Source organism: Ruegeria sp. YTSA105 (assembly GCF_059610225.1).
Window position 1 is genome coordinate 26,400 of sequence record NZ_JBXWNE010000009.1, and the last position, 13,133, is coordinate 39,532.

13 protein-coding genes and 1 tRNA gene are annotated in these 13,133 nt (G+C 55.1%); 2 read left to right on the plus strand and 12 right to left on the minus strand.

Annotated elements, in window-relative coordinates; genetic code table 11:
- Window positions 1-73 precede the first annotated feature (73 nt).
- Together AC2FH2_RS12605 and AC2FH2_RS12610 are read left to right on the plus strand one after the other, a co-directional pair.
- The gene (locus tag AC2FH2_RS12605; RefSeq protein WP_271950067.1) at window positions 74-400 is read left to right on the plus strand and encodes a TIGR02300 family protein; all 327 of its coding nucleotides are present in this window, start codon (window positions 74-76) and stop codon (window positions 398-400) included.
- A 141-nt stretch (window positions 401-541) separates the two neighbouring features.
- Window positions 542-617 (plus strand) — tRNA-Ala (locus tag AC2FH2_RS12610).
- Window positions 618-1,184: 567 nt separating this feature from the next.
- On the opposite strand, the gene AC2FH2_RS12615 is transcribed toward AC2FH2_RS12610, so the two are convergent.
- The 12 genes from AC2FH2_RS12615 to dctP form a co-directional block, all read right to left on the minus strand.
- On the minus strand, window positions 1,185-2,558 hold the full coding sequence (locus AC2FH2_RS12615; RefSeq protein ID WP_271950065.1) for an aspartate aminotransferase family protein: 1,374 nt from the start codon (window positions 2,556-2,558) through the stop codon (window positions 1,185-1,187).
- Window positions 2,559-2,569: 11 nt separating this feature from the next.
- Complete coding sequence (locus tag AC2FH2_RS12620; protein WP_496713202.1) at window positions 2,570-4,045, minus strand: NAD-dependent succinate-semialdehyde dehydrogenase; 1,476 nt, start codon at window positions 4,043-4,045, stop codon at window positions 2,570-2,572.
- A gap of 112 nt (window positions 4,046-4,157) precedes the next feature.
- Window positions 4,158-4,640: an Lrp/AsnC family transcriptional regulator gene (locus AC2FH2_RS12625; RefSeq protein ID WP_281995534.1), complete on the minus strand. Its 483-nt coding sequence runs from the start codon at window positions 4,638-4,640 to the stop codon at window positions 4,158-4,160.
- 23 nt (window positions 4,641-4,663) lie between these two features.
- Window positions 4,664-5,656 carry a N(2)-acetyl-L-2,4-diaminobutanoate deacetylase DoeB gene (doeB, locus tag AC2FH2_RS12630; RefSeq protein WP_496823799.1) on the minus strand — a complete coding sequence of 331 codons (993 nt, stop codon included), beginning with the start codon at window positions 5,654-5,656 and terminating at the stop codon, window positions 4,664-4,666.
- Between the two features lie 3 nt (window positions 5,657-5,659).
- On the minus strand, window positions 5,660-6,847 hold the full coding sequence (doeA, locus tag AC2FH2_RS12635; RefSeq protein ID WP_496823801.1) for an ectoine hydrolase DoeA: 1,188 nt from the start codon (window positions 6,845-6,847) through the stop codon (window positions 5,660-5,662).
- Between the two features lie 15 nt (window positions 6,848-6,862).
- The gene (gene eutC / locus AC2FH2_RS12640; protein ID WP_496823803.1) at window positions 6,863-7,855 is read right to left on the minus strand and encodes an ectoine utilization protein EutC; all 993 of its coding nucleotides are present in this window, start codon (window positions 7,853-7,855) and stop codon (window positions 6,863-6,865) included.
- 1 nt (window position 7,856) lies between these two features.
- Entirely contained in the window at window positions 7,857-8,846 is a 990-nt protein-coding gene (eutB, locus tag AC2FH2_RS12645) for a hydroxyectoine utilization dehydratase EutB (protein WP_271950054.1), read from the minus strand.
- A gap of 20 nt (window positions 8,847-8,866) precedes the next feature.
- Complete coding sequence (gene eutA, locus AC2FH2_RS12650; RefSeq protein WP_271950052.1) at window positions 8,867-9,631, minus strand: ectoine utilization protein EutA; 765 nt, start codon at window positions 9,629-9,631, stop codon at window positions 8,867-8,869.
- Between the two features lie 8 nt (window positions 9,632-9,639).
- A complete protein-coding gene (locus AC2FH2_RS12655; protein ID WP_496693013.1) occupies window positions 9,640-10,077 on the minus strand; it encodes a universal stress protein in 438 nt (145 codons plus the stop codon).
- A 12-nt stretch (window positions 10,078-10,089) separates the two neighbouring features.
- Window positions 10,090-11,376: a TRAP transporter large permease gene (locus AC2FH2_RS12660; RefSeq protein ID WP_496693012.1), complete on the minus strand. Its 1,287-nt coding sequence runs from the start codon at window positions 11,374-11,376 to the stop codon at window positions 10,090-10,092.
- Window positions 11,377-11,378: 2 nt separating this feature from the next.
- Window positions 11,379-11,951 (minus strand): TRAP transporter small permease, encoded by a 573-nt coding sequence (locus tag AC2FH2_RS12665; RefSeq protein ID WP_496689997.1) that lies wholly within the window; start codon window positions 11,949-11,951, stop codon window positions 11,379-11,381.
- A gap of 167 nt (window positions 11,952-12,118) precedes the next feature.
- The gene (dctP, locus tag AC2FH2_RS12670; protein ID WP_496823806.1) at window positions 12,119-13,108 is read right to left on the minus strand and encodes a TRAP transporter substrate-binding protein DctP; all 990 of its coding nucleotides are present in this window, start codon (window positions 13,106-13,108) and stop codon (window positions 12,119-12,121) included.
- Window positions 13,109-13,133 lie beyond the last annotated feature (25 nt).

The following is a 13,133-nucleotide window of genomic DNA, read 5'->3' on the forward strand; positions in this document are numbered from 1 at the left end:
TGACAGTGCCCGCTGCTTGTGGCACCTGACCTGAATCGTCGATACGACTCACCTGATATCAAGGGGATTGGACATGCCCAAGGAAGAATGGGGTGTAAAGCGCGTTTGCCCGACCACCGGTAAACGGTTTTATGACCTGAACAAAGACCCGATCGTTAGCCCTTATACCGGCGAGATCGTGGAACTCGAAACCGGTAAAAGCCGGATGATCGCAGCAGATGCAGAAGATGCCGCATCGGCCAAGGCGCGCGAAAACGCGCCTGAGGAAGAACTGGTTCTGGATGACGACGACGATGTCGAAGTCGATCTGGATGATGATCTGCTGGATGACGATGATGACAGCAGTGATGAAGTTCCGCTGGACGACATCACTGACATTCCAGCAGAGGACGATAGCTGATCACGGTCAGAGGCGGCCTCGCGCCGCCTCGCGCCATTTGCAATCTGGTTGCAAAATTTTAACGGCGACGCCTGTTTTTGGACTTGCGCTTAGCGCCACTGTCTCATAAACGTCCGCCCACTGCTTCTGCAGTACCTGTATGGGGCCTTAGCTCAGTTGGGAGAGCGCTTGCATGGCATGCAAGAGGTCAGGGGTTCGACTCCCCTAGGCTCCACCAAAACCTCATTCAGATATTTTGCGTCACTTAAGACTCTGAATAGAAAAGATAATTCTCCGGTTCGAAGATCCGATTTGGAAGAGTAACTTCCCTTCTGAACAAATTGCATTCTAAGCAGCGCTCTCTTGCCCCTATAGTCGCTTTTTTTCCATACTTTCCAAGATTTTGACAGAATTTCGGCGACCGGTTCCAACATCTCTTCAAAATTCCTTTGCGGAATTTCGAAGTCTTCCAACTTCAGCTTGAGCTCTTCCTGCTTCATCGTCTGTCTGGCTACAGGAAAGGCAACCCACACGTTGCGGACTTTTCCGCCGCTCTACCCATGATTGATAATCATCTGGTCTGTAGCACATTGCGACAATAGTGACGTGTGCTGGTTTCAAGTTTCAATCCTGGCCGCTTTGACCGGATTGGGCCTTGTAGTAAGGAATCTTGGAATTGCGGCCTGATCCAGGCAATATTGCCAAATCAAAGCGGTCTCAATCGAGTGCTGCGCCCACCCCGGAGTTTGATGCGGTAATGTCGACCACTATCCACTCAGCCAAGGGTGGGCGAGACAGACATCCCCTAGCCTAATACTGCTGTAACCGCGCGCAGAGTTGCGGCGACGACGGTATCAGCTTCTTCACGACTCAGGCAAAACGGTGGCGCGAAGCCCAAGATGTCGCCTTGCGGCATAGCGCGTGCGATGACCTTATCCTGTGCCAAAAGAGCGGCTGAGACTTGCGGGCCGATCTTGTCCGCGGAGTCAAAGAAGGTGCGGCTATCTTTATCCTTCACGAACTCGACCGCGCACAACATTCCTTCGCCGCGCACATCGCCGACATTGGCGTGTGCTGACAGTGCATCCTTCATCGACTGCTTCAGATAAGCGCCGACTTTGCCTGCGTTTTCGATCAGGTTCAGATCATCAATCAGTTTGAGGTTTGCCACACCGGCCGCGGCCCCGATCGGGTGTGCCGAATAGGTCCAGCCGTGGCCGATGGCGCCGTTTTCATCCGTGCCCTGCTCCAGCACCTTCCACACTTTTTCAGAAACAATCGAACCAGACAGCGGCGCGTAGGCCGAGGTGAGGCCTTTGGCGATGGTGATGATATCGGATTCCAAGCCGTAATGCTCCGACCCGAACATGCTGCCCAGGCGGCCAAACCCGGTCACAACTTCATCGGCAACCAACAGGATGTCATGCTTGCGCAATACGGCCTGGATGGCGGCCCAGTAGCCTTCGGGCGGGGGCACGATGCCGCCGGTTCCCAACACCGGCTCGCCAATAAACGCGGCGATTGTATCAGCGCCTTCACGTTCAATCAGCGCCTCCAGTTCAGTAACGCAATGCGCGACGAATTCGGCTTCGCTTTGGTCCAGATTATCTCGGCGGAAATAATAGGGCGCTTCGGTATGAACCACCTGCGTGAGCGGCAGATCGAACTTTTTGTGGAATAGTTCCAGCCCAGTCAGCGACCCGGTGACAAGGCCCGAGCCATGATACCCTCGCCAGCGCGAGATGATCTTTTTCTTTTCGGGGCGGCCCAGGATATTGTTGTAATACCATATTAATTTGACGTTGGTCTCATTTGCATCTGAACCGCCCAGGCCGAAATAGACCTTGGACATGTTCGAAGGCGCGCGATCAAGGATCATCTTGGACAGGGTGATGGAGGCTTCTGTGCCGTGGCCTACGTAGGAATGATAATAGGCCAACTCGCGGGCTTGATCCGCAATCGCTTCGGCAATTTCCTGACGGCCATAGCCCACATTCACGCAATAAAGTCCTGCAAAGGCGTCCAGCAATTTGGTACCATCACGGTCTTCGATATGGACCCCGCTTGCGGTTTTGATCACACGGGTCGCTGTTTCGCCCCGCGCGTGCTGGGCCAGATGAGTGGAGGGATGGAAAAAGTTCTCGCGGTCCCATTGGTCAAGTTGATCGTTCTTCAGCATCTTTTCACTCCTCATGCCCAGTCGCGGCAGACATATTTGATTTCGGTAAACTCTTCCATTCCCCGCCTTGCCCCTTCACGGCCCAGACCGGATTGTTTGGTGCCGCCAAAGGGGATCGGCGCGCCGGTGACCTTGGTGCGATTCACCGCCACCATGCCAAATTGCAATGCACGAGATACGCGGTAAATACGGCGTGGGTCATGGCTGTGCAGATATGCAACCAAACCGTATTCGGTGTCATTGGCCCGGGCGATCACCTCTTCTTCGGTATCAAAGGGCGCAATGGCCGCCACAGGGCCAAATGTTTCCTCTGACATAAGCACGGCATCGGCGGGCACGTCGGTCAGAACCGTGGGCTGATAAAACAGCGGGCCGAGAGGGGCCCTTGCACCTCCGCACGCCAGTTTGGCCCCCTTGGCCAGCGCATCGGCGACATGTTCTGCCTGCTTTTGAACCGCCTTTTCATTCATCAAAGGGCCGATGTCGGGGTCGTCCATACCGATGCCAAGGGACAGCCTGCGGGTCGCTTCGGTGAACTGCGAGCAGAATGCGTCGTAAATTGAGCGCTCCACAAATATCCGATTGGCGCCAAGACAGTCCTGCCCGGATGTGGCGAATTTGGCCTTGATCGTTTCAGAAACCGCAATTTCAAGATCGGCCCCTTTGAACACAATCACCGGTGCATGCCCGCCTAGTTCCATTACAAGTTTTTTCACTGTGTCGGCGGACTGACGGTAAAGTAACCGTCCGATTTCGGTGGAGCCTGTGAACGAGAGTGCCCGAACACGGGTGTCTTTCGTCCAAGGTTCGACCACGGTCGAGGCCTGGCCGGTGACCACGTTGAACACGCCCGCCGGAATACCCGCCTTTTCCGCCAATTCAGCCAACGCGAGGGCCGAAAACGGGGTTTCACCTGAGGGGTGAGCCACAACCGTACATCCCACTGCCATGGCTGCTGCTGCTTTGCGGGTCAGCATGGCAGCAGGGAAATTCCACGGTGTGATCATTGCCACCACCCCAACCGGCTCTAGCCAAACCTCGACCTCGGCATCGGGCAGATGGCTGGTGACGCCTTCAACATTGGGTCGCTTGGCCTCTTCGGCGTAGAATTCTACAAAAGACGCGGCATAATCAATTTCACCGCGCGCCTCGGACAGGGGCTTGCCCTGTTCCAGTACCATGATCCGTGCCAGATCTTCTTTGTGGTGCAGCATCAGGTCGAACCAACGGCGCAGAATGGCGGATCGGTCTTGTGGCAAGAGGCCCGACCAGGTCGGAAAGGCGGCCTGTGCCGCATCCACGGCGGCAGAGGATTCCTCTGCCGAAAGGCTGGCGGCCTCACCGATAACATCGCCAGTTGCCGGATCAGTGACGCGGATAGCATACCCCGACGCAGCTGCGCACCATTTACCATTCACATAGGAAAAACTGCGCACCAAAGATTTGTCAGCAATATCATCGCGCGCAGAAAGTGCGGTGTTTTTCATGGATGCCTCTCCCTTGTTGCCAGACAACCTCGGGTATTTCAGGCGAAGGATGAGACCAAATTTCGGGTCCAAAGCAGAGTATTCTGCTGTAAATCATCTCTCAGGCAGAGGGTTACTCCTGCCATCCAGCAATGAGGGAAATCGGCGGAACGCCCTGCCCCTTCACTCGTTTGGTGACAATATAGGTAAAATATTTTTCCAGACCTATGTCAGCATTGAGCATTTCATCAATCAGGCGTTGATAGGCATCGATATCGCGCGTCACTATTTGCAGGATGTAATCAAATCCTCCGCCAAGCGCCCAGCAGGCCAACACTTCTTCATAGCGTTGCATTGCGGCCTCAAAAGCCTGAAAGCTGGCAGCGGTATGATCGGACAGTTCGGCCGCAACAAAGACAGTTACATGTGGCCCAAGTTTGCGCAGGTTGATCTCGGCTCTATATCGCTTGATCAACCCGGCTTTTTCCAACTTTTTCAGCCGCTCCCAGCAGGGGGTGGGCGACAGGCCAACGCGGTCGGCCAAAGCCGTTTTTGTGATGCGCCCGTCGGTTGAAAGCACCCGTAGAATATCCAGATCGCGGGCGTCGAGCCGCATGGTCTCACCTCCGGGGAATAAAGTTATCCAACTTTCAACCCGATCACCGCCGCGCAATCGCCCGCTTTGATGAGACCGGGAAAGTGGCGACTGATCAAAAGGCCCGCAACTTTGGCACGGTATTCAATCGGGGCAATCCCGGTGCGATCAACGGGCCAAACGCGGGCCACAACATCGCCTTGGCTGACCTGTTCACCAAGATCAACCATCGGCTCGTAGAGGCCATCGTCTTCCGAGAAAACAAAGCAGTCACCATCGGGCATATCCAGGCGCACGGTTGGATCAATCTGCATCTCGCCCTTCAGAATTCCAGCGTGAATCAGCACATTGCGCAGGCCCTTTTTTGCAACAGCAATCGACTTGGCTGTTGCAGAGCCACCACCGCCCAATTCTGTTGAAACCAGAACCTTACCCATATCTTCGACCGCGGTGTCGTACATTCCGACATTGTCGATCTCCAGTAGCTGCACCGAATAGGGGGCGTTAAAGGCGGCCATCGCGGCGAAACAGGCCGCTTCATTGGCTTTATTTTCAAGGATATGGGCCGCCGCGAAGGGCACGAAATCCAGCGTTTTTCCGCCCGAGTGAAAATCCACCGCAATATCGGCCATTGGCAAAAGAACGCGCTGGAAATAGTCGGCAATCTTTTCGGTTGGGGTGCCATCTGGCCGGCCCGGAAAGGCACGGTTCATATTGCCTTTGTCGATGGGGGACGTGCGTAACCCGGCGCGAAAAGCGGGATAATTGAAGGCAGGCACGATGATCACGCGTCCGGTGATGTCCTCGGGCTTTAGCTTAACCGTCAGTTCTTGCAACGCCACGGGCCCTTCATATTCATCGCCATGGTTGGCGCCGGTCAGCAAAGCCGTAGGCCCATCTCCGTTTTTGATAACCGTTAGCGGGATCATAATTGACCCCCAAGCACTGTCATCCCGGCTGTAAGGCAGCCGTAGGAAACCGTGGTGGATACCATCGCTATCCAGCGGGATCGTCGGGGAAATTGGGTTGGGTGTCACTACTCAATCCTTCACAACCATTTTGCGGGGCACGTTGGCCAGGCACTCATGGCCGGTCCTGGTGATGCGGATGCTTTCAGTAATCTCAAAACCCCAATCCTCCATCCAGAGGCCGGTCATGAAGTGCAGGGTCATGTTCTCCTGCAGAACCGTCTTGTCGCCGGGACGAAGCGAGAAGGTCCGTTCGCCCCAGTCAGGCGGGTAGCTGACACCGATCGGGTAACCGGTGCGGTTATCTTTGGTGATCCCGTATTTCTTTAGCACGCTGAAGAAGGCAATAGCGACATCCTCACAGAGGTTGCCCTCTTTTGCAGCCTCCAGCCCGGCCTCCATGCCCTCAAGCACAGCCTTTTCAGCGTCGAGGAATGTTTGCGTGGGCTTTCCAAGGAAGACCGTGCGCGACAGCGGGCAGTGGTACCGTTTGACGACACCTGCGATCTCGAAAAACGTACCTTCGCCGGATTTCATTGGCTGATCGTCCCATGTCAAATGCGGGGCTGAGGCATCCGCGCCTGAGGGCAAAAGTGGCACCAGAGCGGGATAGTCTCCGCCCGCACCGATCTGTGCGTCATAGCGTAAGGCCGCATCATAGATTTCGGCCACCAGATCGCATTTGCGGATGCCCGGCTCGACCTTTTCAAAGATACGTTCATGCATACGGCCCACAATGCGGCCTGCTTGGCGCATGTATTCCAGCTCGGTTTCAGATTTTACCGCGCGCTGCCAGTTGACCAACGCAGTCGCATCGGAAAATTTGGCATTTGGCATGTGGTGCTGTAGCGCGGCAAAGGCCGCAGCTGTGAACCAGTAGTTGTCCATCTCAACGCCGATACGGCCCTTATCCAGCTTACGATCGGCCAGCTGTGCCGACAGGTAATCCATCGGGTGACGTTCGGTGGATTGTACATAATGGTCCGGGTAACCGATGATATTGGCGGGATCCATAAAGCAGGTGCGAAGCGCGCCATTGGCATCTTGTCCACGGCCGTACCAGACCGGCTCGCCAGTGAGACTCAGCACTACGCATTGATGCACGTAAAAAGACCAACCGTCATAGCCGGTCAACCAGTTCATGTTCGAAGGGTCCGTCACGATCAGAAGGTCAAGCCCACGTTCGGCCATAGCGGCGCGGGTTTTTGCAATGCGTTGGCTGAACTCATCGCGTGAGAAGTGGAGTTTTGGTTCTGGCATAGAGTTAATCCGTTGTTAGCTTGAAAACGTGGTGCCTTTGCCTGAGTTTTCCGCGCGCTGGCGAGCAAGCGTGGCAATGGCGGTGTCTTGGACACCCGTACCTGTCAGGTCAGCAATAATGATGTCACTGTCAGATTGTCGCCCCGGCGTCTTGTCGGAGGTGATATCACCCAGTTCAGCAAACCTGCCATCAGCCGGGAAAATGCCTACCACAATGGCGCTGCGCAGCTCGCCTTTGAGGGCGCATTGGGCTTGGCTGTCGGGCACATAGAGCGTTGCCTTGGCAAGACAACCCGGGTCAAGCTCGACCTTGTGTTCCTGATCCGAACCCATCGCAATGACAAGCTGCCCCGGTTGCAGCCAATCCGCTTTGATCAGCGGAATGTCCGAAGGGGTTGTCGTGACGATGATATCTGCCGAGGACACGGCACCCGCCCTATCAGTGCTGGCCGTGACGTCGACCCCAAGTTCTTCGCGAAGGCTGGAAGCCAATGTTTCGGCCTTGGCCGCATCCCGCGCCCAGATCACAGCGCTTTCGATGCCGCGCACAAGGGTCAGCGCCTTGAGTTGTAGCTTCGCCTGCACACCAGCACCGATGATACACGCGCGTGTCGCATCCGCGCGTGCAAGGTGGCGCGCAGATACCGCTCCCGCAGCGGCGGTGCGCACATCCGTGAGATAACCATTATCCAGAAGCAAAGCTTCCAGAACGCCAGTGGTGCTTGAGAATAGCACCATCAAGCCTGATGTGCTGGGCAGGCCCAGCTTGGGATTATCGAAAAAGCCAGGACTCATCTTCATGGCAAAGCTGTCTATGCCGGGGACATAAGCAGACTTTACACATACCTCGCCATTATGATCGGGGACCATCAGTGTCATGATCGGCGGCATGATAACCTTGCCCCCGGCGAGCGTCGTAAAGCCCTGTTCGATGCAGTCCACCGCGTCCATATCCAGTGGCACCAGATCTCGCAGTTCGGCCTCGGTCAGTATTTTGATCTCCGGCATCCTACCCCTCCGCCGTTACATCTACATCTTCGCCGGAGATGATCCGGTGGTGCAGTTGCATGTCGATGTTTTGCCCCGAGATCAGCGCGACGCACCGACCTGGGTCTTTGATTTTTCCCGCCAGAAGCGCGGCAATGCCGACACTGCCGGACCCTTCAATGATCTGACGTTCCTGCCAATAGGCGTGACGGATGGCAGCAGCAATCTCGGTCTCGGTCACAAGAATCAGATCATCAACAAAGGCACGAGTCATGGCAAAAGTGTGCTGGTTGTCCAATCCAACCCCACCGCCTAGCGAGTCGGCCAGTGTCGACAGTTCTTCGACCAGAACCGGTTTCCCCGCCTTCTGGCTTTCATACATAGCCGCCCCGCGCTCCATCGAAATTCCGATAACGCGGACCTGCGGATTAACCGCCTTCATCACCATGCCGACGCCGGAAATCAGCCCGCCGCCCGACAGCGGCACCAGAACCGTTTCAAGATCCGGGGATTGTTCCAGCATTTCCAGTGCAACGGTGCTTTGCCCGGCAATGATATCGCGATGATCAAACGGGGGAAGCATGACCATCCCATCGGCGACCAGCCTGTCAACTTCTACCTGTGCGTCATCCTGAGAACGCCCGACAATGCGCACCTCTGCGCCCTGCGCCTTGATCCCATCCACTTTGTTTTGTGGAACCAGCTCGGACATGCAGATGATGCACCGCACCCCGGCCTGCTTTGCCGCATAGGCCAAACCGCGCCCGTGATTGCCCGTCGATACTCCCACCACACCTTTGGCGCGCTGCGCATCGCTAAGTGACAACACAGCATTGGATGCCCCGCGCAGCTTGAAACTACCGGTGATCTGGCCTTGCTCCAGCTTGAGGCGAATATCACTGCCCGTGGTTTTGCTCAGCACGTCTGAAGACATCGTCGGTGTAACCCGGATCGACTGTGCGATCCGCGCGCGCGCAGCAAAACTATCCTGAAGTGTGATTTCAGAGCTCATCTCTTGTCCTGACTTTCTTCCTATTTACTGAACAACATACCGCCCGCGGGATAATTCGAAGTAATCCCAAGATGCCTCATGCAGCGCCAAACCATCGCCTGATTGGAGGTAACAACCGGTTTGCCAAGCCGGGCCTCCAATTGTGCGACACATGGGGCGGCACGCACCGCCGTACAGGAAATAAAAAGCGCATCAGCATCGGGATCGCACGCAGCAACACCACCTTCGATAATGCTGTCCATTGAGACGCGCGCCATGTCGCGATCATCGGACAATCCAAAGCAAACAGCGTTCACCACGTCGAGGCCGTGTTGCGAGAAATAGGTGACCAGAGAATCCGTCACATCCTGCGTATAGGGCGTAAGAACGCTTACTTTTTTTACCCCCAAAGCCTCAAATGCATCAAAGGCTGCCGAGCTGGGTGTGACGCAAGGCGTGCCCGGCTTTGCGCTGTTCATGTGCTCGGCCACTCTGTCGTTCCCCAAAACTACCGAAGCTGCCGTGCATCCATAGACCAATACATCTAGCGCCTCGCCAGGCAGAATCTCTGCTGCGGCATCGGTCAGCAGCGGCCCTGTCTTCAAAAGGCTTTCATGTGTGGTTGGGTTTTCAAACCCGATCCGGTTTACATATACGCCCACATCATGCCCTTGCAGAATGCGTGCGAAGTCAGTTTCCGTCGTATGATCCGTGGCCAGCGCGACCAGCCCGATACGATGTGTGACAGGGCGAGCATCCAGCGCGAGAGCCACAGACGAAGTCGAAGATTGTATATCCAAAGCCATTACCATCCTCACACCACCAGAACCGGGCATTGCGCAAGGCTGGTCACCTTGTGAGAGACGCTGCCCAGCAAATAGCCCTCAATCGATCCCAATCCCCGGCTGCCCATGACGATCAGGTCATTCTCATGTTCTTTGGAAAAGCTGACGATAGTCCGCGCCGTTGGCCCGCCTTTGACAAAGGCCCGGATGTTCTCGCACCCCGCCTCGCGCGCAATGGACGCGCCGCGTTCAGCAGTTATCTTTGCGTGATCGCGCATGATCCCGTCAATATCATCGGGCTTTTCTGCATCAATGACATACATCGATCCTTCCAGTATCGAATGATGACGGTAGAGCGTCAGTACCAACATTTCCGCATCACACAACCTAGCCAATTCAGCGGCTTTGCGAAGGGCGGCCTCTGATCCTTCAGACCCGTCAAAAGCAGCGAGTATTGATTTGAACATTTGTCGCTCCTTTTATTTGTTAAATGCGATGTCGCGCAAAAACAGTGCCACCTGCGGGAAGAAGATCATCAAAACCGAGACACTCAAAAGCATGATCACGAAAGGCGGCGTTCCTCTGATTACTTCCAGATAGGGACGTTTGAACACCGCTACCGCCGTGAAGATATCGCATCCGAACGGCGGGGTGGCCGAGCCGATGGCGGCCTGCAATGTGATCAAAGTGCCGACCAGAATTGGGTCCAGCCCGGTTTTCTCGACCACGGGCGCAAAGATCGGAACAAAGATCAAGATGACCACGATGGGATCCACGAACATACAGCCGATGAAGAACGCAATCGCGATTGTGAACAGGACGCCGATCTGCCCCATTTCATCAATGCCAAGAGCGCCCAAAATCTGTTGCGGTATCTGCGCGAATGACAGAACCCAGGCAAAGGCAGCACCTGCACCCACCAAAATAAAAACTACCGCCGTTACCATGCCCGTTGACAGGGCGACCTGGTATAGGCCGGTGATTTTCATTGTTTTGAAAATGAAGACTTCCAGCAACACCGCATAGGCCACGCTGATTGCTGCGGCTTCGGTCGGGCTGAAAACGCCGAAGAAGATGCCGCCGATGATCAGAACCGGGAAACCCAGCGGCCACAAGGCCCGTTTAACCGCTACCGCGCGTTCGCACCATGTGGCGGCCGGTTCAGTGGGGACGTCATTTAATTTGGCGTAGATCATACTGTAGACCGAGAACATGAACAGGATTAACAATCCGGGCCCGATGCCCGCGATGAACAGTTCAGGGATGGAGGCCTTGGCAACTACACCGTAGATGATCATCCCAATACTGGGCGGGATCAGGAACGCGATGTCACTTGAGTTGACGATCAGGGCCAAAATGAAAGAATCCTTGTAGCCACCTTTCAGCATTCGGGGCCTGAGTGGCGTTCCCACCGCAACGACCGTGGCTTGGGTGGACCCGGACACGGCACCGAACAATGCGCAAGCCGCAGCTGTACTGACGGCCAACCCCCCTCGAACATGGCGAACAAAGGCCATGACCATATCAATCAGCCGCCCTGCGGACTGGCCACGTGTCATGATATCCGCTGCCAGAATGAACATAGGCACGGCGATCAATGAAGAGGGCCGGATACCACCCAACATTTGCTGAATCATAAACTCAGTTTTGTCGATTGTGCCAAACAACTCGATCACGCCGATGAACGCGCCGGCAATGAGGGGTACCATCATCGGGAAACCCATAAGCAGCAGGACAACCATTGCGGAAAACATTAAGAGTGCCATGGTTAAAGCTCCACTTCCAGTTCCCGCGCATCTGCTTCTCGCAGATCAGTTGACAGATAGATTTCAGGTTCCTGAAGGTTTTTGATGAAAGTGAGCGCGTATTGAACCCCGGTCACAAACAGCCCAATCGGCACCCAGAGGTAGCTGAGATAAACAGGGAATCCGAGGGCAGGATAGACCCGCCCCTTTGCGTACATGCTGATGATGTATTGCACAGCGTACCACGCCAAGAGCAGCAACAGCACAGCGGTGACTCCCGTGACTACAACCATCAAGATTTTTCTGACCCGTTCGGGTAACGCGTCTGAGATGGCGGACATGCGGATATGCCGACCATGGCGCGCGGCGTAGCCGATACCAGCAAATGTCACCAACAATATGAATATACTGTTCAACTCTTCGGCGAATATAATGGAGTGGTTGAAAACAAACCGGCTGATGACATTTGCGATGGTGTTGACTGCCATCAGAATGACGCCTGTGGCCATGATCACCCGCTCGAGCGCAGCGATCCCCTTGTCAATGCCATCAACAATTCCGGCAAGGCCCGACTTTTTCTTCGTCGTTTCGCTCATATTCCCCCCGAACATTCGCAATATAGGCTGATCGCCGGTTTACTATTTCCAAATTGCAGGCCCGAACTATGGTTCTGGGCCAGCACCGATTTTTCAGATGAACACATCGCAAACGTGATGGATGCCTGTGGCAAAGCGCTACTGCTGCGCAGCCGCTAGATCCTTCTTCATTTGCTCGAGGATGGCAGCGCCACGTTCGCCCGCTCTTTCGACAAAGGCTGCTTCGACCGCTTTGCACGTTCTTTAAAGGGTGCACGCTCTTCCTCGGTTAGCCGGTTTATTGTGTAGCCCGGATTGCTCTCTTGAATTTTTGCCAGACCGGTTGCATCCAGTTCGACGGCAACATCAAGAATATAATCGAGTGCGACTTGCGACGCATTCTGAACAAGTTCTTTGTCCGCATCGCTTAGCGCGTCGTAAAACTCGGCATTGGCCATCACAGCAGTCGTGTACTGACCATGTCCGGTATAGGTCATCACATTAGTCAGGTTATCCAGATCATAGGCCTCGATCCAAATTGCCGGGTTTTCTTGCCCGTCAACCATTTTAGTTTTCAGTCCGCCGATCAGCTCGCCCCAAGGCATGGCAATCGGGGAAGCGCCAAAGGCCGTGTAAGTCTCCAAAAGCAATGGTGAGGTCATGGTCCGTATTTTCATACCTTCCAAATCGGCAGGTGTCCGAAATTCCTCCATTGTAGTGACCACCATTTCACCTTCCGGGAACACCGACAACAATTCCAGTCCCTGTTCGCGATAGATGTCGTGGAACATCTCGTTCACAGCGACGCCTTCTTTGAAAAACTTGCGCACGACTTGAGGGTCCGTCGGCTGGATATATGGCACCAGAAAGGCTTCGGCTTCTGGGATCAACGCACCGGTGAAACCTGGAGATTGATCAATGAACTGCAGCAATCCAGCCTGGGCCTGCTCCATGGCGTCGGCCGATTCACCAAGCGTACCCACAGGATAAATCTGGACTGTGTGATCCGAGTTGGCTTCGATTTCCTCTTTGAACTTGGTGGCGTACAGGCCTTGCGGATCTGTCAGCCCCTCTTCCATAGCATAGCGCCAATTGTCCGCATAAGCGGCAGTTGAGGTTAGCAATGCAGCAGCAAGGGGTGCGCAGACGCGCAGGGTAAAACGTGCAGTCTTGGTCATCATATCCTCCCAGATATCACCTTCT

Excerpts from the sequence above, each read along its gene's own strand:
- AC2FH2_RS12605 (WP_271950067.1), top strand. The coding sequence starts at position 74 with ATGCCCAAGGAAGAATGGGGTGTAAAGCGCGTTTGCCCGACCACCGGT.
- AC2FH2_RS12615 (WP_271950065.1), bottom strand. The coding sequence starts at position 2,558 with ATGCTGAAGAACGATCAACTTGACCAATGGGACCGCGAGAACTTTTTC.
- AC2FH2_RS12620 (WP_496713202.1), bottom strand. The coding sequence starts at position 4,045 with ATGAAAAACACCGCACTTTCTGCGCGCGATGATATTGCTGACAAATCT.
- AC2FH2_RS12625 (WP_281995534.1), bottom strand. The coding sequence starts at position 4,640 with ATGCGGCTCGACGCCCGCGATCTGGATATTCTACGGGTGCTTTCAACC.
- doeA (WP_496823801.1), bottom strand. The coding sequence starts at position 6,847 with ATGCCAGAACCAAAACTCCACTTCTCACGCGATGAGTTCAGCCAACGC.
- eutC (WP_496823803.1), bottom strand. The coding sequence starts at position 7,855 with ATGCCGGAGATCAAAATACTGACCGAGGCCGAACTGCGAGATCTGGTG.
- eutB (WP_271950054.1), bottom strand. The coding sequence starts at position 8,846 with ATGAGCTCTGAAATCACACTTCAGGATAGTTTTGCTGCGCGCGCGCGG.
- eutA (WP_271950052.1), bottom strand. The coding sequence starts at position 9,631 with ATGGCTTTGGATATACAATCTTCGACTTCGTCTGTGGCTCTCGCGCTG.
- AC2FH2_RS12655 (WP_496693013.1), bottom strand. The coding sequence starts at position 10,077 with ATGTTCAAATCAATACTCGCTGCTTTTGACGGGTCTGAAGGATCAGAG.
- AC2FH2_RS12660 (WP_496693012.1), bottom strand. The coding sequence starts at position 11,376 with ATGGCACTCTTAATGTTTTCCGCAATGGTTGTCCTGCTGCTTATGGGT.
- AC2FH2_RS12665 (WP_496689997.1), bottom strand. The coding sequence starts at position 11,951 with ATGAGCGAAACGACGAAGAAAAAGTCGGGCCTTGCCGGAATTGTTGAT.
- dctP (WP_496823806.1), bottom strand. The coding sequence starts at position 13,108 with ATGACCAAGACTGCACGTTTTACCCTGCGCGTCTGCGCACCCCTTGCT.